Origin of the sequence: Hyphococcus sp., assembly GCF_965228385.1 — a bacterium.
Classification (GTDB): Bacteria; Pseudomonadota; Alphaproteobacteria; order Caulobacterales; family Parvularculaceae; genus Hyphococcus.
Genome location: NZ_OZ245810.1, coordinates 3,634,105 through 3,655,865, shown reverse-complemented (window position 1 = coordinate 3,655,865; position 21,761 = coordinate 3,634,105). Strand labels below are relative to the sequence as shown.

Sequence of the window (21,761 nt, the reverse complement as noted above, 5' to 3'; positions counted from 1 at the left end):
AGAATCGGCGATCATTGACGCTTGGGAAGCTTGGCTTGGAGTAGTGGGCTCCGCGCCAGCATTTTTAGTCGGGAAAAGACGCCTTGAAGTTTACCAATGTCCGCCTTGTCGGGTTCAAATCTTTTGTAGAACCGACCGATTTTGAAATCCGCGACGGCCTGACGGGAATCGTCGGACCGAACGGCTGCGGCAAGTCCAACCTTTTGGAGGCCCTGCGCTGGGTCATGGGCGCCACATCCGCCAAGGCGCTGCGCGGCGACGGTATGGACGCGGTGATTTTCTCCGGCACGTCCATGCGGCCGGCCCGCAACTGGGCGGAAGTGATCCTGACGCTGGACAATTCGGACCGTTCCGCCCCCGCTGAATATAACGAACACAACACGCTTGAGATTTCGCGCCGGATCATCCGCAAGGAAGAGGGCACGCAGTCGATCTACCGCATCAACGCCAAGGAAGTGCGCGCCAAAGACGTTCAGCTTCTTTTCGCCGACGCCTCGACCGGCGCCAACTCGCCGGCGCTGGTGCGTCAGGGGCAGGTCGCGGAACTGATCAGCGCCAAGCCCCAGAACCGGCGCCGCCTTCTGGAAGAGGCCGCCGGCGTGACCGGCCTGCATTCGCGCCGTCACGAGGCTGAGCTGCGTCTGCGCGCGGCGGAAACCAATCTTGAGCGTCTTGACGATGTGATGGGCGAGCTTGAGACGCAGAAAACGGCGCTTGCGCGACAGGCGCGTCAGGCGACGCGTTATCGCAATGTCTCCGGCGATATCCGGCGCACCGAAGCGATGCTGTCATATCTGCGCTGGAGCGAGGCCGTCGATGCGCAGGAAAAAGCGTCAAGCGGCTTGTCAGACATCGCAACGCTGATCGAAGAGGCGACGCGCGTCGCCGCCGCGGCGTCGACGGCGCAGGCCCAGGCGCATGAAGCGCTCGACCCGTTACGACTGAAAGAAGCCGAAGAAGCAGCGGCGCTGCATCGCCTGACAGTGGCGCGGGAAAATCTCGACGAGGAAGCCCAGCGCGCCGAAGCGGAACTGGCGCGGCTTTCAGCCGAGATCGACCGGTTCAAAACCGATATTGCGCGGGAAAAAGAACTGCTGACGGACGCGGAGAACGCCCTTGGCGCGCTTGCGCGCGAGGACGAAGACCTGAACGCGCGCGAAGCCAGCGAAGGCGCGCGCCTTGACGAAGCACAAGACGCGGTTGCACAAGCGGCAGCCGCACTGGAAAAAGCCGAAGCGGCGTTCGATGAAAAATCGAAAGAGGCCGCCGACGTCGAAGCGCGGCGCAAAACCGTTGACGGCAATATCGCCGCGGCGGAACGGCGGCTTGAGAAAATTACCGAACAATTGCGCAGCTATAAGGACGAGCGCGACCTGATTGCGCCGACCGAAGAACAGGCGCGCGCGCTTGAGGACGCCAAAACAAGATACGACGCGGCGGACAACGCCGCAAACACCGCTGAAACCGCCTTTCATCGCGCTGAAGAAGAGCGCCAGGAGGCGGAGCGGGCTGAAACGTCCTTACGCGGACCTTTGCGCAACGCCGAGCAGAGCCTCACCGAGCTCGATGCAGAGCGCGAGGCGCTGCGGCGCGTGCTCGCCGCCAATGACGCGCAGGATTTCCCGCCTCTCATAGAACTGATTGATGTCGAGCCGGGCTATGAAAACGCCCTCGCGGCCGCGCTTGGCGATGATCTTGGCGCGGCTGTCGATGAGGCCGCGCCCGCCCACTGGTCGCATCTGGGACAGGCGCCGGTTGACGCCGAACGCGGCTCGCCGCTGCCCGAAGGCGCGGCGCCGCTCGGCCGTTTCGTGCGGGCGCCTGCAGCGCTGACCCGCCGGCTTTCCGCCATTGGAGTTGTGGATGCGAGCGATGGGGCGCGGCTGCGCGATCAGTTAAAGCCCGGTCAACGGCTAGTTTCCCGCGATGGCGATCTTTGGCGCTGGGACGGTTTTACAACGCTTGCGGATGCGAAAACAGCGGCCGCCATCCGGCTGGAGCAGCGCAACCGGCTTGCGGTGCTCGACGGCAATTATGAAACAGCGCAGGCCGCAGCAGAAACAGCAAGACGCGATCATGACGGCGCCAGTGAAACGCTGAAACGCAAACAGCAGAATGAACGCGAAGCGCGCGGCCTGTTCATAGACGCAAGACGAGCGCTTGATTCTGTCCGCACACGGCTGAATGAACTTGAGCGCGAAAGCGAGCGCGCCGGGGCGCGCATCGCCTCCATCGATGAGAACCTCGCCCGTCTCGCCGAGGAAGAAACAGAAACGGCCCGCGCCCGCGCGGCGCTGGATGAAGAGCGCAGCGCCCTGCCTGATGCGGACCGCATCGCCAACGAACTTGCAGACCTTCGCGGGGCTGTCGGCGCCGCCAGGATCGACGCCAGCGAGGCGCGCGCGTCCCATGCCGATATCGCACGCGAGGCCAAAGCACGCGCCGACCGGCTTGCCGAAGTCGCTCGCGAGCGCGCGTCCTGGTCGACGCGCGGCGAGACCGCCAAGTCGCGCCTTGAAGACATCGAACGCCGACTTGAGGAGACTGTCGCCGCGCATGAAATCGCGCAAAATGCGCCTGGGGCTATCGAAGAAAAACGCAAAGCTCTTCTCGACCAGATCGCCGTTGCTGAAAAACGCCGCAATGACGCCGCTGACGCGCTCGCCGAAGGTCAGCGGATCGCCGTTGAAGCGGACAAGTCGGCCAAGGCGGCGGATGCGGAAGCCAGCGACGCGCGCGAAGCCCGCGCGCGGTTGCAGGCGCAGGCCGAAGCGGCCGCCGAACGCGTCGAGGAAGCAACACATCTGGCCCGGGAGACATGCGAGGCGGCGCCCGAAGACCTGCTCGCCATTGCGGAACACAAAGACGGCGCGGACCTGCCGCTGCGCGAAGATGTTGAACGCAAGCTGGAGCGCTACAAGCGCGAGCGCGAAAACCTCGGCGGCGTCAATCTGCGCGCCGACGAAGAAATGAAAGAAGTCGGCGAGCGGCTGGAAGAACTCGCCGTAGAGCGCGAGGATTGCGACAACGCCATACGCAAGCTGCGCAACGCCATCGGCAATCTGAATCGCGAAGCGCGCCAGCGTCTGCTCGACGCTTTCGAAACCGTGAACAACAATTTCGGCGATCTATTCAAACGCCTCTTTAACGGCGGTCAGGCCGAACTGCGCCTGATCGATTCCGACGATCCGCTGGAAGCCGGCCTTGAGATCATGGCCTCGCCGCCGGGCAAGAAACTCGCCTCAATGTCGCTGATGTCGGGGGGCGAACAGGCGCTGACCGCGACCGCGCTCATCTTCGCGGTCTTCATGGCGAACCCGGCGCCCGTTTGCGTGCTGGACGAGGTCGACGCGCCGCTAGACGACGCCAATGTGGAGCGCTTTTGCCGCCTCCTGCACGAAATGGCGGCGGAAACGGAAACCCGCTTTATCATTATCACGCACCACGCGCTCACCATGTCGCGCATGAGCCGGCTCTTCGGCGTAACAATGATTGAACGCGGCGTGTCGCAACTGGTGTCGGTGGATCTTTCAAAAGCGGAACAGCTCGCGGCGGCTGAATAATTATTTCGCCGGCGCCACGAAATTTGCGTCGCGGAAAAGCCGCCACTTGCCGTCTTTTTCCTTGCCGAAAATCGTCAGCGTCTGTCCGGACATCTTCTGGACCCGACCGCCGTCAGGCGGCGTTATCGAAATATTGATCTGATTGCGGGTCCATGCGCGTTCGCCCATCACCTCCAGTTCGAGAATTTCGCTGCTCCCCTCGATCTTCGGCATGTCGCTATTATCATCGGCGCCGGCGAATTCCTTCTTACCGAACGGCGCCTGGCCCGACGTCAGAAAAAGTACGTCCTCCGAGACGAGGTCGAGCACGGCTTCTTTGTCGCCAGCTTTGGTTGCCTCCATCCAGTCGGAAACAAGTTTCCGGATCGCTTTTTCATCTTCGGTCATTCGCAGCCTCCATTGGGTTTGGGGAGCGTTTATCGCCTCCGCACGCACGGGCAAAATATTAAACTTAGGTAATTGCCTAATTATTGTTGACTCGCCGGTAAGCCGTCAATAAGTAAGGCAAATGCCTAACTATCAAGAACCCCAGAACCCGAAAAGTGAGCTGGACAACGTCTTTCAGGCCCTTGCCGACCCTACACGACGCGCTGTTCTCTCCCGCCTGACAGAAGGCCCGGCCACGGTGAGCGATCTCGCGAAACCGTTCGATATGGCGCTTCCGTCATTTCTCCAGCATTTGAAAGTGCTGGAGGAGAGCGGCCTCGTGAAATCAAAAAAGCAGGGGCGTGTCAGGACCTGCGAAGCGCAGCTCTTGCGCCTCACTGAGGCGGAGGAATGGATCGCGCATCAGCGCGCCGTTTGGGAAGGCCGGCTCGACCGGCTCGACGTCTATCTCAAAAGCCTTCAGTCTACAGATAAAGAATAAGGAGAACCCCATGAAACCCGAAGACCACGATCTCTTCATTACCCGAACCATGAATGTCACGCGCGACCAGATCTGGAAAGCCTGGTCCGATCCAAAAATTCTCGAACAATGGTGGTGTCCGAAACCGTGGACCGTGAAAGACGTCAATATGGAACTGCGGCCCGGCGGCGCCTCGCAAATGGTCATGTGCGGCCCTGAAGGCGAAGAAATGCCGCAAAATGGCTGCATCGTTTATGTGAAAGAAAAAGAATGCATCGTTATCTCGGATTGCATGGAAAAGGACTGGCGGCCAACGGGATCGTCTTTCATGACCGCCATCATCACCATGAAAGATTGCCCCGGCGGCGTCGAATATTCCGCAATCGTCAAACACAAGAACGAAGAGGACAAAAAGAAACACGAGGAAATGGGTTTTCATGCAGGCTGGGGCCAGGTCTTTGAACAACTCGAAGAAATTGCGGGAGGGCTGTGATGACAACGCCGGACATTGTTCACGCAAGCCTGACGATAACACGCGACTACGACTTTCCGCCGGAGCGCGTCTTCGCCGCGTGGTCCAGCGCCGAGGCCAAGCGGCAATGGTTCGGCGCCGAAAGCGACGGTTTCGAGCTTGATGAGTACAGCCTTGATTTTCGGCCCGGCGGCGCCGAGCGATGCCATGGCCGCAAACCCGGCGGCGGAACCTTTTCCAATGACGGCGTCTATCACTATATCGTCGAAAATGAGAAGATCGTTCTCACCTATTACATGACTCTCGACGGCGCGCCTTTCTCGGTTTCAATGACAATTATTGAACTGAAACCGCACGGAAACGGCGCACGATTGACCCTGACAGAAGACAATGCGTTTCTGACCGGCTTGGATGAAAACACCAGCCGCACTGAAGGCTGGAATTGGGGCCTTGGCCGACTGGATGACGCGTTAAAAGTAGAAGGGTCTTCCTGATGCTCGTCATTCCCAACGAATTGAGAATGTCGAAAATTTATGATGCGCCGCGGCCGCTGGTCTGGAAGGTCTGGACTGATCCCGCACACATTGCGCAATGGTGGGGGCCGTTCGGGCCGGAGCACACCACATGCGAAATGGATTTTCGCGTGGGCGGCGAGTTCCGAGTGCTGATGAAAACGCCAGAGGGAGAAGTTGTTCCCGCCGCGGGCGCGTTTCTTGAAATCGTCGCGCCTGAACGCATCGTTTATGAAGGCGATGCGCGCGCGCCAACCGATTGCGGGTGCGGGCTCCCTCCAAAAGCGCGCGTCGAAGTATTGTTCGAGGCCGTGAATAACAAGACACGCATTGAAATCTACACGCAATTTCCCGATGGGGATGCGCTTGACGCTGCGAATGCTGCAGGATTTTCGGCAAGCTGGACCAATGCCCTCGACGCGATGGGCCCTTATCTTCAACGCCTGATGGAGAATGAGCAATGAATGAAAATTCCAAAGTCCGCACCTGCCTGTGGTTTGAAAAAGGCGGTCTGGAAGCTGCAAAATTTTATGTCTCGCTGCTGCCTGACAGCCGCATCGACAGCGAATATCCCGCAGAGCCGGGGAACGAACCCGTCACGGTCGAGTTCACGCTCGCCGGCGCGCCCTATCAGATCCTGAACGGCGGCCCGCACTATAAGCTCTCGCCGGCGGCGTCGATTTCCGTACTGACGGAAGATCAGAACGAAACCGACCGGCTATGGAGCGCCCTTCTTGCCGATGGCGGAGAAGAGAGCCGATGCGGCTGGCTGGCCGACCGGTATGGCGTGTCGTGGCAGATCGTACCGAAAGCGCTGGTGCGCGCCGTCACGGCGAAAGATCAGGTCGCGGCGGAACGCGCGCGCCAGGCCATGTACGATATGCGCAAGATCGACATCGCAACGATTGAAACCGCTTTTAACGGTTAGTCGATGACCGCTCTTCCGGAAAAACTTAGCGCCCCGGCGCGCCGCGCGCTCGCCGGCGCCGGTCTCACATCGCTTGAGAAATTGGCGAAGACACGTGAAGCCGATGCCGCCGCCCTGCACGGCATGGGACCAAAAGCTTTGACCCTGCTCAAGTCCGCCATGAAAACGCAGGGCCTTAAATTCGCAAAACCCAATTCATAAAAGGAGAGACCCGTGCCCAATACGATAAAATTACATCGCGTGGTCGCCGCCGCGCCGGAAAAGATCTACCGGGCGTTTTTGGAAGCCGACGCCATCGCCAGCTGGCTGCCGCCTTACGGATTTCTATGCACCGTTCATGAACTTGAGGCAAAGGTCGGCGGCAAGCACAAAATGTCGTTCCGCAACTTCACGACCGGCGACAGCCATTCTTTCGGCGGCGAATATCTGGAACTCATTCCCGGCGAAAAGCTGGTCTACACTGATCGCTTCGACGATCCCAACCTTCCTGGCGAAATGAAAATCACAATCACGCTGACCGCCGTATCGGTCGGCGCGGAAATCACCGTCGTGCAGGAAGGCGTGCCTGACGTCATTCCCTCTGCAGCGTGCTATCTCGGCTGGCAGGAGTCGCTGAACAAACTCACCAGGCTCGTGGAACCGGAAATCAATCAATAAACCGGCTATAAGCTGATGGCGGAAGATCATGAGTGCGAAAAAGAACGTGGCCTGAATTCACGCCATACGTGTGATCGCGGCAGATTGGCTCGGCGGCCGCTGAACGGCGCGGGGCGGCCTGATCATTTTCCACAGCTTCGCGCTTTTGCCGGCAGGTTCAGCCGCCGCAGCGAATTCAAGCGCGCAACGGCCCGCCAATCAACGCTGTTTTCGCCGTGGTTTCAGTCCGATCACCGCCGCGCCTTGCGATTCTTTCAGGGCCCCCGGCGCGGCGAGACGCCGCGCCCCTTTTTCCACATAAAAATCAGCAATTTAAGGGAAAATTCCCTTGCTTGACGCTGCGCTGCGGCGCCTCTATGGTCCGCGCGATTTTAAAGGGTGCGAGCGTCCGTTCGCGCCCGTTTTCGGGCAAGCTCATGGGCGAAAATCCCAATCGAGACGAACCGCCCTCGCTGGATGCGTTTTCCGTGCGGCTGGAGCGTATGCGCGCTCAGGGTCAGGAGACACGTCCGCAAGGGTCGGCGTCGGCATGGGGCCGCGCAATGCGGATCTCATCCGATCTTCTCGCCGGGCTGTTTGTGGGCTGCCTGTTGGGTCTGGGTCTGGATCATTGGCTGGAAACGCAACCGGCGTTCCTGCTTGTGGGCATGGCCCTAGGATTTGCAGCCGGGTTGCGCAACATGATGCGCACCCTGAAGGAACAAAACGAGCAGCCGTCAGACACCTGACGCATGCTTTGAAGGACGGACCGGGAAACGGCATATGATCGACGCGATCTTCAAAATGCGGGCCGCTGGGCCAATGGAGCAGTTTGAAATTCTGCCCATCGTGCCGTTAAGTCTCGGCGGCATCGACATCTCGCTCACCAATTCCGCCGTCTGGATGATTATCGGCACCGGCGCAATTATTCTTTTCTTTGCTATGGCGACACGGCGCGCAGGCCTCATCCCCGGCCGGACTCAATCCACCGCCGAGGTGCTTTACGAATTCGTTTCCGACCTGGTGCGCGATACGATCGGTTCGGAAGGCCGCAAGTTCTTTCCTTACGTTTTTACACTGTTCTTGTGGATCTTGATCATGAACCTCTTCGGTCTGATCCCGTCCCTTCCCGGCACGCCCGCCGAAGCGCACACCTTTACGCCCACAAGCCACCTGATCGTGACGCTGGCGCTCGCCATGCTGACCATCACCATCGTTATTGTTTATGGCTTTTTGAAAAACGGCCTCAAATTCTTCAAACTGTTCGCCCCTTCCGGCGTGCCTTTGTGGCTGATGCCCATTCTGGTGCCGGTCGAGGTCATCTCGTTCCTGTCGCGGCCATTGAGCCTTGCCATACGTCTGTTCGCCAACATGTTCGCCGGTCACGTGATCCTGAAACTGTTCGCCGGTTTCGTCGTATCGCTGCTCGGCGCCGGCGGCGCGGTCATGGCGTTCGGCATTGCGCCTTTCCTTGGCGCGATCGCGGTGACGGCGCTCGAATTTCTGGTGGCCGCGCTACAGGCATATGTCTTCGCAGTGCTGACTTGCATTTATCTCAGCGACGCGGCCCATGCATCGGACCATTAGGACGGACACAAGAAAATAAAGTTTCCCGCCCGGCGCGAAGAGCCAACCGCGGCATTGGGATCAAACGGCTCAACGAAAAAACTCCAGGAGTGATAAAATGGAAGCAGAAGCAGCAAAACTCATCGGCGCCGGTCTCGCCTCAATCCCGCTTGCGGGCGCTGGCGTCGGCCTTGGCCTCATCTTCGGCAACTTTCTTTCCGGCGCGTTTCGCAACCCGTCGGCCGCCGCCCAGAACCAGCCGACCATGCTTCTCGCCTTCGCGCTGACCGAATTCACCGGTCTTCTCGGCTTCGCGATCGCGATGATCATTCTTTACACGTTCTAATCAGGCGAACGTTTACAATTTAAGGAGGGACAATTGTCCGTTCTTGCTTCTTTGTTAACCGCCGCCGCGGCGGCTCCGGCGGACGCTCATGGCGAAGCGTCATCCGCGGGCCTGCCGCAGCTTGATCCGGCCTGGTGGCCAAGCCAGTTGTTCTGGCTGGTGGTGACGTTCGGCGTGCTTTACTGGCTGATGGCCGGGCGCTTCCTGCCTTCGCTCGGCGGCGCCATTGAGGAACGACGCGACCGGATCGCCGACGATCTCGATCAGGCGTCCGAGTTCAAACGTCAGGCGGACGAGGCCGAAGCAGCCTATAACAAGGCGCTCGCCGACGCCCGCGCCAAGGCCCAGAGCATCGCGGCGGACACGCGCGCCGATGTTGACAAGGAAATCGCCGCGCTTCAGGCCGAAACCGACGAAGCGCTCGATAACCAGCTTGACGCCGCAGAAGCGCGTATCGCCAAGATGAAAACGGACGCCGCAGAGAAAGTCCGCGAGGCGGCGCGCGACACGACGCGCGCCGTTGTTGAAGCATTGATCGACGAGGCGCCGACGGATGACGCCATCAAACGCGCTATCGACAACGCCGCGAGCGCATAAGCCAGCGCCAGGAGGAAGCCGCAGATGATCTCACTCGCCACACTCGCCGCCGCCGCAGTAAACCAAGCCGCCGGTCACGAATCGGTCGGTCTCTTTCAGGATACGTCCTTTTATGTCCTGATCGCGTTTATAATCGTTATCGGCGTTTTCGCGCGGGCGGGCGTGCATAAAATGATTGTCGGCGGGCTCGACAAGCGGGCGCAGAAAATCGCCGACGAGATCAACGAGGCGCGCAAAATGCGCGAAGAGGCGCAAGAGCTTCTCGCCTCCTACCAGCGCCGCCAGCGTGAAGCGGAGGAAGAAGCCGCTGCGATCATCGACGCCGCCAAAAAAGACGCCAAGCGCCTCGCGCGCGAAGCAAAGGAAAAAATCGCCGAGCAGACCGAGCGCCGTGCGCGCGCTGCTGAGGACAAGATCGCACGCGCCGAAGCGCAAGCGATTTCAGAAGTGCGCGGACAAACCGCCGATCTCGCCATAGAAGCAGCGCGCATTATCATTGCCGAGCGCATGGACGGCGGCGCGCAAAACGCCTTTATCGATCGCGAGATCGCGGGACTGCGCGACAAGCTGAATTAATGGAAGCGCCGTTGAAAGCGCGCCCCACCGCAGCCGCGGCTGAAAGTATCCTCTCATTCTGGTTTGAGGAATCGAAGCCATACCAATGGTTCCGGCGCGACACTGCGTTTGACGATGAAATCCGGCGCCGTTTCGGCGCGCTGCATGACGCGGCGAAAGCAGGAAAGCTCGACGCCTGGCGCACGCATCCGCAGCACTGCCTCGCGCTCATCATTCTGCTGGATCAGTTTTCACGGAACATCTATCGCGATGATCCACGCGCATTTGCACAAGACGAACAGGCGCTTGATGTGGCGCGCGAAGCGCTTCGCCGCCGCTTCGATCAACTGTATGGGCCCAAGGAACGCGCGTTCTTTTACATGCCGTTCATGCATTCGGAAAATTTACGCGTACAGGAAGAATGCGTCGCGCTGTTCAAGGCGCAATTGCCGGGCACGATGAATTTGCCTTTCGCTATTGAGCACCGCGATATCATTGATCGCTTTGGGCGCTTTCCGCACCGGAACAAAATTCTGGGACGCAAATCGACGCCGGATGAAATTACGTTTCTCAAAGCCGGCGGGTTTAATCCTTAGCCGCGAAGAAATTTTTGCCCCTTCTTGTCTGGCGCGTAAATCCAAAAAACCTCATCCTGAGACCCTTTTGTATCGCAAAAGCCTCGAAGGATGTGCGGCGGACGCACAATTAACGTCACATCCTTTGAGGCAAACGCGCTGCGTTGGCGCCTCATGATGAGGGTTTTTGTATTATGGCCCGACATCCAAGGTGAAGGTTTAGGGTAATAGCCCAAAGGACTTTCAAAACACACCCATGGCCAGCCCCGCGGCCATCGCCGCGCCAAGCTCGCGGCAACGCTTCAACTCTTCTTCGGGAATGGTTTTTTCAGCGAGAATCTCTTCTTTTGTCTGCGCATGCGTGCAGATAATGATCGGCTCCTGCGCGATTTTTAACCGCCAGCCTTTCGCGATGCGCGCGGTTTGTTTCACCGCATTTTCGCCGTCGGAGCCTGCGCACACCATCTGCGCGTACGGGCGCCCTTCGATTTTTCCCAGCACCGCATAATAACAGCGGTCGTAGAATGCTTTCATGACCCCGGCGATGGCGGCGAGATTTTCCGGCGCGGCGAATATATATCCATCCGAAGCCAACAGGTCGTCAGGTTCTGCTTCATCGGCGCGTTTTAAAATTGTTTCCACGCCGCCTTCTGCGCGCGCCGCCTCAGCCGCGGCTTCGGCCATTGCCTGCGTTCCGCCGGTTCTGGAATGGTAGACGATCAGCAGCTTTTCCATCACGCCATACTACAGGCGTTTGGCGTGTGATTCGAGCTTCAGGAATTTTCCTTCGCATATTCATGCGGCGCCAGCGGTCTTGAACGCGCCAGCAACTGATCAAGCGGCACGGATGTGCCGTCATCCTGCTGTATGCGCACATGAAAACGCTTGAGCGCGCGCGCATGAGGGGCGCCGCAGGAATGGGCGATCATGGCGACGTCTCTGCGCATCTTGTCCACATAATTGGCGACGCGCGGACCTTTGACTTTCGGGTCGAGCCCGCCTTGCAGGGATTTTTTGTGCGTCGTCACGCCGGTCGGGCAATTATTGGTGTGACAGCGCATCGCCTGAATGCAGCCGATGGAAAACATGAAACCACGCGCCGTATTCACCACATCCGCGCCGGCGCAATAGGCCCAGGCGACCTCCGCCGGCGTCACCAGCTTGCCGGAAGCGATAATCTTGATGCGGTCGCGCAGGCCGCGGCGTTCGAGAATATCCGTCAGGATCGGGAGCGCCTGTTTGAGCGGCAGGCCGACATTGTCCATCAGCGACATGGGCGCCGCGCCGGTGCCGCCATCGCCGCCATCCAGCGTAATGAAATCCGGCGCCGATTCGATCCCGCGTTTTTCGATTTCATCGCATAAATCATCGACCCAGCCATAGGCGCCCATCACGGTCTTGAAACCTGTGGGCAATTTAGAAACGCGGCGCACACGCTCGATAAAATCCAGAAGCTCGCCCATATTGTCGATTTCCGGATGGCGGTTCGGTGAGATTGACGCTTTGCCCGCAGGGATGCCGCGGATTTTTGCGATCTCGCGTGTGACTTTTGCGGCCGGCAAAATCCCGCCTTTGCCGGGCTTGGCGCCCTGCGCCAGCTTCACTTCGATCATTTTGACTTCCGGGCGGGCGGCGATTTCAGCGAGATTTTTTTCGTTGAGTGTGGCGTCTTCATTGCGGCAGCCATATTTCGCCGTACCCATCTGAAAAACAACATCGCAGCCGCCTTCAAGATGATAGGGCGCAAGGCCCCCTTCTCCGGTATTGAGGTAACAGCCTGCACGCGCCGCCCCGTGCGAGAGCGCCCTGATAGCCGGTTTCGACAGGGAACCGTAACTCATGGCGGAAATATTGATGATCGATTCAATGCGATAGGGATTGGGCGTATGCGGACCAAACTCAACAGGCGGCGGATCTGTGGCTTCTTCATCAAGGCGCGGAAAGGCGCAATTGACGAAAATCGGGCAGCCGACAAGATTGAGATTACGGGTGGAGCCGAAAGGATGCGTATTGTTCTTTCCTTTCGCCGATTTATAAACCCAGTCCCGTTCGGCGCGGTTGAACGGCATTTCCTCACGATCAAGCGCGAAAAAATATTGTCTGAAGAATTCACCAAGCCGCGTGAACAGTTCCCGGAATCGCCCGACCACGGGGTAGTTGTGACGGATTGCATCCCGTGACTGGGAGGAATCCGCAATAAACATGACTATAACGGCGAGAACCGTCAGCCCCACAACAAAAATGAAAATCGTGGTCAGGATCTCAAGCCCGGTCATGGTGAAATTCGCAAGGAAATTCATGTCAGCCGCCTTTATTTCCGCGCAAAACGCTTCGCCGCCACCCCTTTACAGATAAAGATGACATACTGAAAGAACAGCAGCGCAAACGTGATGTTCCGTGAGATATGGATTAATCGTCCGCTTCGTGCGCGCCGAAAAATTGCACGACATTGCCGGCCGGATCGCGGATCAAGACAAAAGACTGACCGTGATCCATAGCGATCGGTCCAACCATAATGGCGATGTCGTTCTCTTCGAGCCTTGCCAGCACGGGGGCCAGCTCGGCGACCTGCAATCCGAATTTGAACGGCCCATAGGGAAAGCCTTGCGACTGTAACCGCTCGCTCGCTGTCTCCGCCGTCGTAAAATCACGATGCGGCAGAATTTCCAGCTTCAGATTGGCGCAGCGCATGATGTAAGTTGAAGGGCGGCCCTCGTTTTCAAGCTCCGCCTCCTGATGAAAACCGAATACATCTTTATACCACGCAGCCAGACCTTCTGAATCATAGACCGCAGCCCCTGCAAAAGCGTAACGGCCATCGGGCGCGCATATATCCGCTTGCGAAGAGGCGGCGGCGGCGAGCTTGAATACAGCGGCGACAGAGGCCGCGAGTGTTGCGAAAGTCATCAAGCTGTTCCCCTTCTCTTTTTTCCCTGAGCCGCTTCCGCCGGCGCTCCTTTTTACTCGGCAGCTTCCGCCGGCGCTGCAGGCGTCCAGCGCAAAACGGGTTTGCGCGCAGCGGCAGTCTCATTGAGACGGCGGCGCGGCGCATGAACGGGCGCCGCCTTGAACGCTTCAGCCTCGCCCGCTTTCGCACGTTTGGCAAGGCTCAACAGCGCGTCACAGAATAGATCAAGCTCGCGTTTGGATTCCGATTCCGTCGGTTCGATCAGCATGGCGCCGTGAACGACCAATGGAAAATACATGGTCATGGGATGATAGCCTTCATCAATCATCGCCTTGGCGAAGTCTATGGTTTCAACACCGGTGTCTTTCAGGAACCGGTCGTCGAACAGCGCCTCATGCATGCAGTAGCCTTCAAACGCCGGAGTCATTTCCTTTTTCAGCCGCGCGAGCACATAATTGGCGTTCAGAACTGCGTCTTCGGCCGCTTGTTTGACGCCGTCCTTGCCGTGAGACAGCATGTAGGCGAGCGCGCGCGTGAACATGCCCATTTGCCCATGAAAAGCCGTCAACCGTCCCATGCTTTTGCCGTCATCATCGGCTTTCGCCGCGCGGCGTGTTTCAACGAGGCTGTATTTGTCATCTTCAAACGTCACGTAAGGCACAGGCGCGAAGGGCGCGAGCGCTTCCGACAACACGGTCGGGCCGGAGCCCGGCCCGCCGCCGCCATGCGGCGTTGAAAACGTCTTGTGCAGATTGATATGCATGGCGTCGACGCCGAGATCGCCCGGCCGCACCTTGCCCGCGATGGCGTTAAAATTGGCGCCGTCGCAATAGAAATAACCGCCTGCTTCATGAACGGCGTCGGCGATGGCGCGGATATCGCGCTCAAAGAGGCCACAGGTGTTCGGGTTGGTCACCATGATCCCGGCGACGTCCTCGCCCAGTTTTTCTTTCAGCGCCGCCAGATCGACGCGGCCTGTTTCATCGCCCGGAATGGCCTCCACCGTAAACCCGCACTGCACCGCCGTCGCCGGGTTGGTGCCGTGGGCGCTTTCGGGCGCCAGCACGCGCGTGCGCTTGTCCGCTTCGCCGCGCGCTTCGAGCGCGGCCTTGATCGCCATCATGCCGCAAAGCTCGCCATGGGCGCCGGCCTTTGGCGACATGGCGACCGCCGGCATGGCCGTCAGTTCTTTCAGCCAGAAGGCAAGCTGGTCGATCAGCTCCAATGCTCCCTGTACGGCGCTTTCGGGCGCCAGGGGGTGCAAATCGCCGAAACCAGGCAGCCGCGCGATTTTTTCGTTAAGGCGCGGATTATGTTTCATGGTGCAGGAGCCAAGCGGGAACGGCCCCATGTCGATGGCGTAGTTCTTTTGCGAGAGGCGCACGAAATGACGCATGGTCTCAGGCTCGGACAGGCCCGGCAGGCCGATTTCACAGTCGCGGTTCAGACCGCCGAGACGATCGGTTTTTCCTGACGGTTCGGGCAGGTCGACCCCGGTCTGATCGTAGGAACCGATCTCGAACGACAGCGCCTCTTCGATCTGCAGCGCCTTGTTGCCGGTGAACGTTGGAGCATCAGTCATGGCGGAACCTTCTGCGCGTGTCGGGCGGCCTTGATTATTCATGGTCATACCTTTTTTGCTCCATAATTTCGAGCGATCAGCCTATAAACAAATAAATTCACAGCTCCGGTAAGGCCACCGCCGACTATGAAAATGCCCAACATCGTACTCCGCGCATAACCAAATTCGGATTGTGCGGTTTCACCAATGAAAGAAAGCCCCAAAATCAGCGCAACGAATGAACCCAAAAACAGTGCAGCCGAGAATTGATGCGAAAAGATTTTTATGCGCAATGCCAAATGGCACAGAACGGCAATCGGTATCATCCAGAAAAGAAAAAGGTAGGCGATCGGAATGATTTGAAAAAACTCCCAAAAGACCTGAAATGAAAAAGGGCGGTACGGCGTCAAGCGTTCCCCTAGATCATACAAGGCGGCAAACTCAGACAACATCACAAAACTTAATATCATCAAAGCAGGAGTCATCGCGCTTGCGATTGATATACCAAACACTTCGTTGAGCTTTGGCAAAACAAAATTGTCATCAGTATTTTGAAATATGTCATTCATGACATCTACTACTATGAAATAGCGCTCTTGATGTGTTTTTTCAAAGTCGCAATGTCTTCATCCGTCACGCATTCCGTCGCTGCAACAATGAGCAGATTGTCGGCTTGCGTCTCGTGCGGCCAAAGGCGTCCGCCGGGCACGCCCGCGAGAACGCCTTCGTTTGCAAGTTGCTCGACGACTTCCTCGGCGTTTTTCGGCAAGCGCAGCGTGAATTCGTTGAAGTAGTTCTTGTTCACGACCTCGACGCCGTCGATGGCGCCAAGCGCATCGGCGGTTTTGCACGCCGCTTCGTGGTTCAGCATCGCCAGTTTGCGCAAGCCCGCCTCGCCCAGCAGCGTCATATGCGCGGTGAACGCAAGCGTGCAGAGGCCCGAGTTTGTGCAGATGTTCGATGTCGCCTTGTCGCGGCGGATGTGCTGTTCGCGCGTTGAAAGCGTCAACACGAAACCGCGCTTGCCCTCAGCGTCCACCGTCTCGCCGCAGAGCCGACCCGGCATTTGCCGCATATATTTCTGCCGCGTGGCGAAGAGGCCCACATAAGGCCCGCCGAAATTGAGACCATTACCGATGGATTGCCCCTCGCCCACGACGATGTCGGCGCCCATCTCGCCAGGGCTTTTAAGCGCACCGAGCGAGACCACTTCCGTCACCACCGCAACCAGCAGGGCGCCGTGTTTGTGCGCGGCCTCGGCGATGGGCGCCAAATCGCGCACATTGCCGAACACATCCGGCGTCTGAACGATGACGCAAGCGGTTTCGTCATCAATCTGCGAGGCGATATCTTCCGACGCGTCCACATCCATCGGCGCCTGCACGACGGTTGCGTTCACCAGTTCAAGATTGGTGCGCGTCACGGCGCCGTATTGCGGATGAAGCCCGCCCGACAGCAAAATCTTGTCGCGTTTCGTCACGCGGCGCGCCATCAGCGCCGCCTCGCCGCAGCCCGTTGAGCCGTCATACATGGAGGCGTTGGCGACCTCCATGCCGGTCAAGGCCGCAACCTGCGTCTGGAATTCGAATAGATATTGCAGCGTGCCTTGTGCAATTTCCGGCTGATAGGGCGTGTATGCGGTCAAAAATTCCGAACGCTGAATAATATGATCGACCGTGGCGGGAATATGATGCTTGTAAGCGCCGCAGCCGATGAAAAACGGCCCCGCGCCCGCTGCGCGGTTCTTCGCCGCCATGGCGGAAAGCGCGCGCTCCACCTCCATCTCGCCCTGATGATCGGGCAGATCGAATTTTGCGTTCAGCGCGTCTTCCGGCACGTCGGCGAACAGATCGTCGATTTTGTCAGCGCCGATCACCTTCAGCATCGCTTCGCGGTCGGCATTGTCCAAAGGAAGGTAACGCATCGGTATATCCTGTTTCTATTCGTCGCCGTTACGAGAGTTTGAAGCGCCTATCGCCGCGCCAATGGCGGCGCCCGGTCCAATGCCTACCGCCATACCCGCGCCGGCTTTTGAATTGCGGTCGTTCATGAGTTTTCCGCAAAATCCTTGTACGCCGCCTCGTCCATTAATTCGTCGAGTTCGCCGGCGTTGCTGGCTTTCAGTTTCACGAACCAGGCCGCGCCCGCGGGGTCCTCGTTCACCTTCGCGGGTTCGTCGACGATGGCGTCGTTTACTTCGATCACTTCGCCGGAGATCGGCGCATATACGTCCGACGCCGCCTTGACGGATTCCACCACCGCCATTTCATCGCCTTTGGAATAGGTTTTTCCCTTTTCCGGCAATTCGACAAACACAACATCGCCAAGCTGTTCGGCGGCGTGTGCGCTGATGCCGACGATGTAAACGTCACCGTCCGCTTTCACCCATTCATGGTCTTTTGAATATTTAACGCTCATCAATAATCTCCCTAACCTCTATAATAGCGATTTGGCGTGAACGGCATGTCGGCGACGACAGCCGGCAGGGCCTTGCCGCGCACAATCAATTGCAGCGGCGTGCCGGTTTCGGCGTAATCCGTTTCGACATATCCCATGGCGACCGGCGCCCCTACGCTGGGGCCAAAACCGCCGGACGTGACAACGCCGATAGTTTTTCCGTCAGCAGACTGAATTTCCGCGCCTTCCCGCGCCGGCGCCCTTCCTTCCGGCTTGATGCCGACACGCAAACGCGCAGGCCCATCCTGTAACTCTTTTTGAATGCGCGCGGCGCCCGGAAAACCGCCCTCTTCGCGACGGCGCTTACCGATTGTGAAAGAAAGGTTGCCCTCAACCGGCGAAATTTCGGGCGTCAGATCATGCCCGTAAAGGCACATGCCCGCTTCGAGACGCAGCGAGTCGCGCGCGCCAAGCCCGATCGGCGCCACATCCGGCTCGTCAAGCAACAGCTTCGCCAGTTTTTCCGCGTCGGCGCCCCGCACCGAGATTTCAAAACCGTCTTCGCCTGTATATCCGCCGCGGGTCACGACAGCCTCGATACCGGCGATGGAAAGGGGCGCGAAGCTCATGAATTTGAGATCGGCGGCGGCGGGGCAATGTTTCGCCAGGACGTCCGATGCTTTGGGTCCCTGCAGCGCCAGCAGCGCGCGGTCGTCATGGCGTTCAAGCGCGACGTCATCCGGCAGTTTTTCCTCAAGATATTTGTAGTCCGCTTCCTTGCACGCGCCATTGACGACAATGTTCAAACGTCCGTCTTCGTCGGGGCGCGCGACCATGAGATCATCGAGAATGCCGCCCGCTTCATTCAGCAGAACGGACAATCGCTGCCGTCCCTTGCCCAGTTTTATGAACTCCCCCGGCGCAACGGATTCCAGCGCGCGCGCGACGGTTTCATGATCCGGCCCGACAACGGAAGCCTGCCCCATATGGGATACGTCAAACAACCCAGCCTTTTCTCGCGTGTGCAGGTGTTCCTTCATCACGCCCATGGGAAATTGCACCGGCATATCGTAACCGGCGAATTCCACCATGCGCGCATCCAGCGAGCGATGCAGGCCGTTCAATGGCGTTTTCTTTAATTCGGTGTTTTGCGGCATTCATCCGTCCCATGATCAAATCGCCGCAAATTGCGGCGACCCCGGCTGTCATGGGCGCCTGAGAGATTTCACAGCAATAACCGAATTGCTGCCTACTCCTTCGGCGGGGCGACATTATCCTCGCCCGCTTTCCAGCCTGTAAACGCCACTGCGGTCCTTTTGCCTGAGAGTTTCCGGGGCGGTTGCTCCTTCGGCGCCGCGCTTGAACGGCAAGCGCAATCTCTCCCGCATCTGGCTTGCCGGCGCACCCGCGCCGACGCGATTAGACCATAGGCGAGCAATCTATCGAGTCAATGATTCTGTGACGGCGGGGCGGTAAGGCAGTTACGCCGCAGCGCAGGAAATGCAGTGTCCCTTTATTTCAAGACGCGCCGTGTGCATGTCGAAGGACGCTGCGCGCACCGCCGGCGCAATGTCCGCCTCGACCGCGACAACTTCCAGCTCTTCGACATTCTGGCAGGAATCGCAAACCAGAAAGGTCTGAACCATATGCGGGCCTTCATGCGTGCAGAGCACAAATGCGTTCAGCCCGTCGAGTTTGTGAATATGCCCCTTGGCTTCCAGACCTTGCAGCGCGCGATAAACCGTCATCGGCGCGCGTACGCCGCGCTCTTTCAGCTTGTCGAGGATTTCATAGGCTTTCAGCGGGTCTTTGCTCGCCGCCAGAATGTCCCAGACCATCTTTTCATTTTTCAAAAGGCCGGCCGGCCGTTTGCGTTCAGCATCGTCGTTTGCGGCTCTGTTCCCCGCTTTGGCTACACTCTCCGCCACAATTGCGCTCCCTAGGCTACGAATTTTGTTATATCTATGTTATATCAATCCGCAACCCCGCGCCAGCGTTGATAGTGCGCGTCTTTTCGCATTCTATTACCCCTCAGATCGCGCCCAGACGCTTGCGCGCGGAAGGCGCCGGCGGTTCAGGGCCAGCCGACGCGATCGAAAATGCGCACCGCCTCGGCCTGGTTCTCGCCCAGCGCCGCCACCGGCAAGGCGTCAGCCTTGAAGTCGTCATAGGCGGCGATGGGCCCTTGCGCGTCAATGCCCTCGACCACGGGATATTCATTGTTGCCGCTGGCGAAAGTCCCTTGCGTTTCTTCCCGGAGCAAAAATTCCAGGAGCCGTTCCGCATTCTCTGCGTTGGGCGCGTTTCTGGTGACGCCCGCGCCAGAGATGTTTACATGCGCGCCTGCGCCTTGCTGGTCGGGGAAAAACAGCTCGAACCTGTCGCCGATGGCGGCCGCGTCCGGATCGTCTACGCCCTTGAAGCGCGCTGTATAATAACTGTTGACGATCCCCAGCCTGCAGATGCCCGCCGCCACCGCTTCAATCTGGGAGGTGTCGTTCCCCTGCGGCTTGCGCGCAAAATTCGCAACGACTCCTGCAGCCCATTCTTCGGCGCGCGCCGCACCCCAATGCGCAATGCGCGAAGCCAGCAGGGACTGGTTGTAAATATTGGAAGACGAACGCACGCAAATCATATTGCGGTATTCAGGATTTGCCAGATCCGCATAGGTTACCAACCCGTCAGGCAAGCCCATTTCCTTGTTGTAGATGATAATCCGGGCGCGTTTGGAAAGGCCAAACCATTTACCGTCGGGATGTCTGAACTGCGAGGGCACCCGCGCCTCCAGCGTTTCATTATCAATCGTGCGAAAAACATCACGCTGGTCGGCGCGCCAGAGAATGCCGGCGTCGGCCGTTATAAAAATATCAGCCGGGCTTGCGTCCGCTTCCTGGGTGATGCGTTCAATAAGCGCATCGCCGCCCGCTTCGATATAATTGACCTTAATGCCGGTTTCTTCCGTAAACTGATCGTAAAGTACGAGATCGGAATCATAATGGCGGCCTGAATAGACGTTGACTTCGCCCGCGCTAGGAAGCGCGCCGTTTGCCTCGCCGTCTGATGCGCCCTCCTGTCCGCCGCAGGCGGTCAAAAACACAGCGCCAGCCGCCGCCGCCAACCCCAGTCCCAATGCTTGTTTATTGCGCGCCATGAAAATCGTCTCTCCAGTGTTTTTGCGAATAATTCTTATTAGCGTTTATCGGAAACAGGCGCTGGCTTCAAGCCCTTGAGACGCCAGCCGATCGGAGAAAGGCCGCTTCAAACGGCGAAGATAAAGCCTTTTGACCAGTCTATGTTGACGTTCATGCGGGCCGCCCTTTCCGGCGGAGACGTTTGCATGACCGTTATCCCCTCATCGCCGCCTTCTGTTTCCAGCCATACGGCCCAATCGGGGCCGGTGAAACGCACTTCGGCGACGGCGAATTTTCCAGCCATGTCCGGCGCGCAGCTAATCGCCCCCGCCCGCAAGACCGCAAGTCCCGGCCCGTCCGGCAGGCCCGAGACTGGCGCCGGCCCAAGCATGGAATGAAAGAAACCGCTGCGTATATCGCCTTTTACGATCTGACCGCCGGGGAAAATTTTCGCCCCTTCCGGCGTCGCAGGAGCGCGATATAAATTCTCCGGGCTTGCGGCCTCGATAATTTCACCGCCGCGCATCAGAGCGATCCGGTCGCCAAGCGCCAGCGCTTCTTCGGGATCGTGCGTCACCAGCAAGACCGCCGCACCCTGTTCCTTCAGGGTACGGCGCAATTCATTTCGAAGGCGCCGCCGGAGCGTGACGTCAATGCTGGCGAACGGCTCATCGAGGAGAAGCGCTTTGGGCTTGCGCGCCATAGCGCGCGCCAGCGCCACACGTTGCTGTTGCCCGCCGGAAAGCTCGTGCGGATAACGCTGCGCGAGCGCGGCGATGCCAAACGCATGCAACTGATCGCTCACCCGCTGCCTGACTTTGGATGCGCCTGCGAGCCCGAACGCGATATTCTTTTCCACCGTCAAGTGGGGGAACAAAACGTAATCCTGAAAAACGAGGCCGACAGGACGCTTCTCCGGCGGCGTTTCGCGTCCCGGCTGGGCCAGCATCGCCCCCTCCAGCGCCACCGTTCCCGCCTGTAACGGCTCCAGCCCCGCCGCAATACGCAAAAGCGTTGTCTTTCCGCATCCAGACGGCCCGAATAAACACACAAGCTCGCCCGGCGATACTGAAACGCTGGCATTTTTCAGCGCCTCGGTCTCGCCAAAACGATGCGAGATATCTTTCAGATCAAGGCTCATGAGCGATACGCCGTCCGACTTTTTGC

At 58.8% G+C, this 21,761-nt stretch carries 26 protein-coding genes and 1 riboswitch; of the genes, 14 read left to right on the top strand and 12 right to left on the bottom strand.

Annotated features, from left to right (window positions below):
- Window positions 1-83 precede the first annotated feature (83 nt).
- Window positions 84-3,563 (top strand): chromosome segregation protein SMC, encoded by a 3,480-nt coding sequence (smc, locus tag ACQK2Q_RS17245; RefSeq protein WP_425410984.1) that lies wholly within the window; start codon window positions 84-86, stop codon window positions 3,561-3,563.
- Here smc and ACQK2Q_RS17240 read toward each other — a convergent pair whose 3' ends face one another.
- Entirely contained in the window at window positions 3,564-3,950 is a 387-nt protein-coding gene (locus tag ACQK2Q_RS17240) for a YybH family protein (RefSeq protein WP_425410983.1), read from the bottom strand. It abuts the gene before it with no gap.
- 121 nt (window positions 3,951-4,071) lie between these two features.
- Here ACQK2Q_RS17240 and ACQK2Q_RS17235 point away from each other — a divergent pair, with 121 nt between their 5' ends.
- The 13 genes from ACQK2Q_RS17235 (at window position 4,072) to ACQK2Q_RS17175 (ending at window position 10,618) form a co-directional block, all read left to right on the top strand.
- Entirely contained in the window at window positions 4,072-4,431 is a 360-nt protein-coding gene (locus ACQK2Q_RS17235) for an ArsR/SmtB family transcription factor (protein ID WP_425410982.1), read from the top strand.
- Between the two features lie 10 nt (window positions 4,432-4,441).
- On the top strand, window positions 4,442-4,903 hold the full coding sequence (locus ACQK2Q_RS17230) for an SRPBCC family protein (protein ID WP_425410981.1): 462 nt from the start codon (window positions 4,442-4,444) through the stop codon (window positions 4,901-4,903).
- A complete protein-coding gene (locus ACQK2Q_RS17225) occupies window positions 4,903-5,376 on the top strand; it encodes an SRPBCC domain-containing protein (protein WP_425410980.1) in 474 nt (157 codons plus the stop codon). The genes ACQK2Q_RS17230 and ACQK2Q_RS17225 overlap by 1 nt, the downstream gene beginning before the upstream one ends.
- On the top strand, window positions 5,376-5,858 hold the full coding sequence (locus tag ACQK2Q_RS17220) for an SRPBCC family protein (protein WP_425410979.1): 483 nt from the start codon (window positions 5,376-5,378) through the stop codon (window positions 5,856-5,858). The genes ACQK2Q_RS17225 and ACQK2Q_RS17220 overlap by 1 nt, the downstream gene beginning before the upstream one ends.
- A complete protein-coding gene (locus ACQK2Q_RS17215) occupies window positions 5,855-6,322 on the top strand; it encodes a VOC family protein (protein ID WP_425410978.1) in 468 nt (155 codons plus the stop codon). Before ACQK2Q_RS17220 ends, ACQK2Q_RS17215 begins: the two co-directional genes overlap by 4 nt.
- A gap of 3 nt (window positions 6,323-6,325) precedes the next feature.
- Window positions 6,326-6,523, top strand: a complete 198-nt coding sequence (locus tag ACQK2Q_RS17210; RefSeq protein ID WP_425410977.1) for a DNA-binding protein — start codon at window positions 6,326-6,328, stop codon at window positions 6,521-6,523.
- Window positions 6,524-6,535: 12 nt separating this feature from the next.
- Window positions 6,536-6,979, top strand: a complete 444-nt coding sequence (locus ACQK2Q_RS17205; RefSeq protein WP_425410976.1) for an SRPBCC family protein — start codon at window positions 6,536-6,538, stop codon at window positions 6,977-6,979.
- A 356-nt stretch (window positions 6,980-7,335) separates the two neighbouring features.
- Window positions 7,336-7,707: an AtpZ/AtpI family protein gene (locus tag ACQK2Q_RS17200; protein ID WP_425410975.1), complete on the top strand. Its 372-nt coding sequence runs from the start codon at window positions 7,336-7,338 to the stop codon at window positions 7,705-7,707.
- 34 nt (window positions 7,708-7,741) lie between these two features.
- Window positions 7,742-8,545 (top strand): F0F1 ATP synthase subunit A, encoded by an 804-nt coding sequence (locus tag ACQK2Q_RS17195; protein ID WP_425410974.1) that lies wholly within the window; start codon window positions 7,742-7,744, stop codon window positions 8,543-8,545.
- Between the two features lie 97 nt (window positions 8,546-8,642).
- Entirely contained in the window at window positions 8,643-8,870 is a 228-nt protein-coding gene (locus ACQK2Q_RS17190; protein WP_274494216.1) for a F0F1 ATP synthase subunit C, read from the top strand.
- A gap of 33 nt (window positions 8,871-8,903) precedes the next feature.
- Window positions 8,904-9,467, top strand: coding sequence for a F0F1 ATP synthase subunit B (locus ACQK2Q_RS17185; RefSeq protein WP_425410973.1), 564 nt, complete (start codon window positions 8,904-8,906; stop codon window positions 9,465-9,467).
- 24 nt (window positions 9,468-9,491) lie between these two features.
- Window positions 9,492-10,043: a F0F1 ATP synthase subunit B gene (gene atpF / locus ACQK2Q_RS17180; protein ID WP_425410972.1), complete on the top strand. Its 552-nt coding sequence runs from the start codon at window positions 9,492-9,494 to the stop codon at window positions 10,041-10,043.
- Complete coding sequence (locus tag ACQK2Q_RS17175) at window positions 10,043-10,618, top strand: DUF924 family protein (protein ID WP_425410971.1); 576 nt, start codon at window positions 10,043-10,045, stop codon at window positions 10,616-10,618. The genes atpF and ACQK2Q_RS17175 overlap by 1 nt, the downstream gene beginning before the upstream one ends.
- 222 nt (window positions 10,619-10,840) lie before the next feature.
- Here the strand turns inward: ACQK2Q_RS17175 and ACQK2Q_RS17170 are convergent, their stop codons facing one another.
- From ACQK2Q_RS17170 to ACQK2Q_RS17120, 11 genes are all read right to left on the bottom strand, one after another.
- Entirely contained in the window at window positions 10,841-11,332 is a 492-nt protein-coding gene (locus ACQK2Q_RS17170; RefSeq protein ID WP_425410970.1) for a flavodoxin family protein, read from the bottom strand.
- A gap of 38 nt (window positions 11,333-11,370) precedes the next feature.
- A complete protein-coding gene (locus tag ACQK2Q_RS17165) occupies window positions 11,371-12,897 on the bottom strand; it encodes an FMN-binding glutamate synthase family protein (RefSeq protein WP_425410969.1) in 1,527 nt (508 codons plus the stop codon).
- A gap of 109 nt (window positions 12,898-13,006) precedes the next feature.
- On the bottom strand, window positions 13,007-13,504 hold the full coding sequence (locus ACQK2Q_RS17160) for a VOC family protein (protein ID WP_425410968.1): 498 nt from the start codon (window positions 13,502-13,504) through the stop codon (window positions 13,007-13,009).
- Window positions 13,505-13,557: 53 nt separating this feature from the next.
- Entirely contained in the window at window positions 13,558-15,135 is a 1,578-nt protein-coding gene (gene gcvPB / locus ACQK2Q_RS17155) for an aminomethyl-transferring glycine dehydrogenase subunit GcvPB (protein ID WP_425410967.1), read from the bottom strand.
- Window positions 15,132-15,635, bottom strand: coding sequence for a hypothetical protein (locus ACQK2Q_RS17150; RefSeq protein ID WP_425410966.1), 504 nt, complete (start codon window positions 15,633-15,635; stop codon window positions 15,132-15,134). Before ACQK2Q_RS17150 ends, gcvPB begins: the two co-directional genes overlap by 4 nt.
- Before the next feature lie 11 nt (window positions 15,636-15,646).
- Window positions 15,647-16,990 (bottom strand): aminomethyl-transferring glycine dehydrogenase subunit GcvPA, encoded by a 1,344-nt coding sequence (gcvPA, locus tag ACQK2Q_RS17145; RefSeq protein ID WP_425410965.1) that lies wholly within the window; start codon window positions 16,988-16,990, stop codon window positions 15,647-15,649.
- Window positions 16,991-17,112: 122 nt separating this feature from the next.
- Entirely contained in the window at window positions 17,113-17,484 is a 372-nt protein-coding gene (gene gcvH / locus ACQK2Q_RS17140; protein ID WP_425410964.1) for a glycine cleavage system protein GcvH, read from the bottom strand.
- Between the two features lie 11 nt (window positions 17,485-17,495).
- A complete protein-coding gene (gene gcvT / locus ACQK2Q_RS17135) occupies window positions 17,496-18,620 on the bottom strand; it encodes a glycine cleavage system aminomethyltransferase GcvT (RefSeq protein WP_425410963.1) in 1,125 nt (374 codons plus the stop codon).
- Window positions 18,621-18,761: 141 nt separating this feature from the next.
- A riboswitch (glycine riboswitch) is annotated at window positions 18,762-18,858 on the bottom strand.
- Window positions 18,859-18,944: 86 nt separating this feature from the next.
- Window positions 18,945-19,391, bottom strand: coding sequence for a Fur family transcriptional regulator (locus ACQK2Q_RS17130; protein ID WP_425410962.1), 447 nt, complete (start codon window positions 19,389-19,391; stop codon window positions 18,945-18,947).
- Window positions 19,392-19,537: 146 nt separating this feature from the next.
- A complete protein-coding gene (locus ACQK2Q_RS17125; protein WP_425410961.1) occupies window positions 19,538-20,614 on the bottom strand; it encodes an extracellular solute-binding protein in 1,077 nt (358 codons plus the stop codon).
- A gap of 107 nt (window positions 20,615-20,721) precedes the next feature.
- Window positions 20,722-21,735 carry an ABC transporter ATP-binding protein gene (locus tag ACQK2Q_RS17120; RefSeq protein WP_425410960.1) on the bottom strand — a complete coding sequence of 338 codons (1,014 nt, stop codon included), beginning with the start codon at window positions 21,733-21,735 and terminating at the stop codon, window positions 20,722-20,724.
- Between the last annotated feature and the right edge of the window lie 26 nt (window positions 21,736-21,761).

Coding starts and splice junctions, on each gene's coding strand:
- ACQK2Q_RS17230 (WP_425410981.1), top strand. CDS start 4,442: ATGAAACCCGAAGACCACGATCTCTTCATTACCCGAACCATGAATGTC.
- ACQK2Q_RS17220 (WP_425410979.1), top strand. CDS start 5,376: ATGCTCGTCATTCCCAACGAATTGAGAATGTCGAAAATTTATGATGCG.
- ACQK2Q_RS17160 (WP_425410968.1), bottom strand. CDS start 13,504: ATGACTTTCGCAACACTCGCGGCCTCTGTCGCCGCTGTATTCAAGCTC.
- ACQK2Q_RS17125 (WP_425410961.1), bottom strand. CDS start 20,614: ATGGCGCGCAATAAACAAGCATTGGGACTGGGGTTGGCGGCGGCGGCT.
- ACQK2Q_RS17190 (WP_274494216.1), top strand. CDS start 8,643: ATGGAAGCAGAAGCAGCAAAACTCATCGGCGCCGGTCTCGCCTCAATC.
- ACQK2Q_RS17200 (WP_425410975.1), top strand. CDS start 7,336: ATGGTCCGCGCGATTTTAAAGGGTGCGAGCGTCCGTTCGCGCCCGTTT.
- ACQK2Q_RS17175 (WP_425410971.1), top strand. CDS start 10,043: ATGGAAGCGCCGTTGAAAGCGCGCCCCACCGCAGCCGCGGCTGAAAGT.
- ACQK2Q_RS17195 (WP_425410974.1), top strand. CDS start 7,742: ATGATCGACGCGATCTTCAAAATGCGGGCCGCTGGGCCAATGGAGCAG.
- ACQK2Q_RS17170 (WP_425410970.1), bottom strand. CDS start 11,332: ATGGAAAAGCTGCTGATCGTCTACCATTCCAGAACCGGCGGAACGCAG.
- gcvT (WP_425410963.1), bottom strand. CDS start 18,620: ATGCCGCAAAACACCGAATTAAAGAAAACGCCATTGAACGGCCTGCAT.
- ACQK2Q_RS17150 (WP_425410966.1), bottom strand. CDS start 15,635: ATGAATGACATATTTCAAAATACTGATGACAATTTTGTTTTGCCAAAG.
- ACQK2Q_RS17120 (WP_425410960.1), bottom strand. CDS start 21,735: ATGAGCCTTGATCTGAAAGATATCTCGCATCGTTTTGGCGAGACCGAG.
- gcvH (WP_425410964.1), bottom strand. CDS start 17,484: ATGAGCGTTAAATATTCAAAAGACCATGAATGGGTGAAAGCGGACGGT.
- ACQK2Q_RS17235 (WP_425410982.1), top strand. CDS start 4,072: ATGCCTAACTATCAAGAACCCCAGAACCCGAAAAGTGAGCTGGACAAC.
- ACQK2Q_RS17225 (WP_425410980.1), top strand. CDS start 4,903: ATGACAACGCCGGACATTGTTCACGCAAGCCTGACGATAACACGCGAC.
- ACQK2Q_RS17240 (WP_425410983.1), bottom strand. CDS start 3,950: ATGACCGAAGATGAAAAAGCGATCCGGAAACTTGTTTCCGACTGGATG.
- ACQK2Q_RS17165 (WP_425410969.1), bottom strand. CDS start 12,897: ATGAATTTCCTTGCGAATTTCACCATGACCGGGCTTGAGATCCTGACC.
- atpF (WP_425410972.1), top strand. CDS start 9,492: ATGATCTCACTCGCCACACTCGCCGCCGCCGCAGTAAACCAAGCCGCC.
- ACQK2Q_RS17215 (WP_425410978.1), top strand. CDS start 5,855: ATGAATGAAAATTCCAAAGTCCGCACCTGCCTGTGGTTTGAAAAAGGC.
- ACQK2Q_RS17210 (WP_425410977.1), top strand. CDS start 6,326: ATGACCGCTCTTCCGGAAAAACTTAGCGCCCCGGCGCGCCGCGCGCTC.
- gcvPA (WP_425410965.1), bottom strand. CDS start 16,990: ATGCGTTACCTTCCTTTGGACAATGCCGACCGCGAAGCGATGCTGAAG.
- gcvPB (WP_425410967.1), bottom strand. CDS start 15,135: ATGACCATGAATAATCAAGGCCGCCCGACACGCGCAGAAGGTTCCGCC.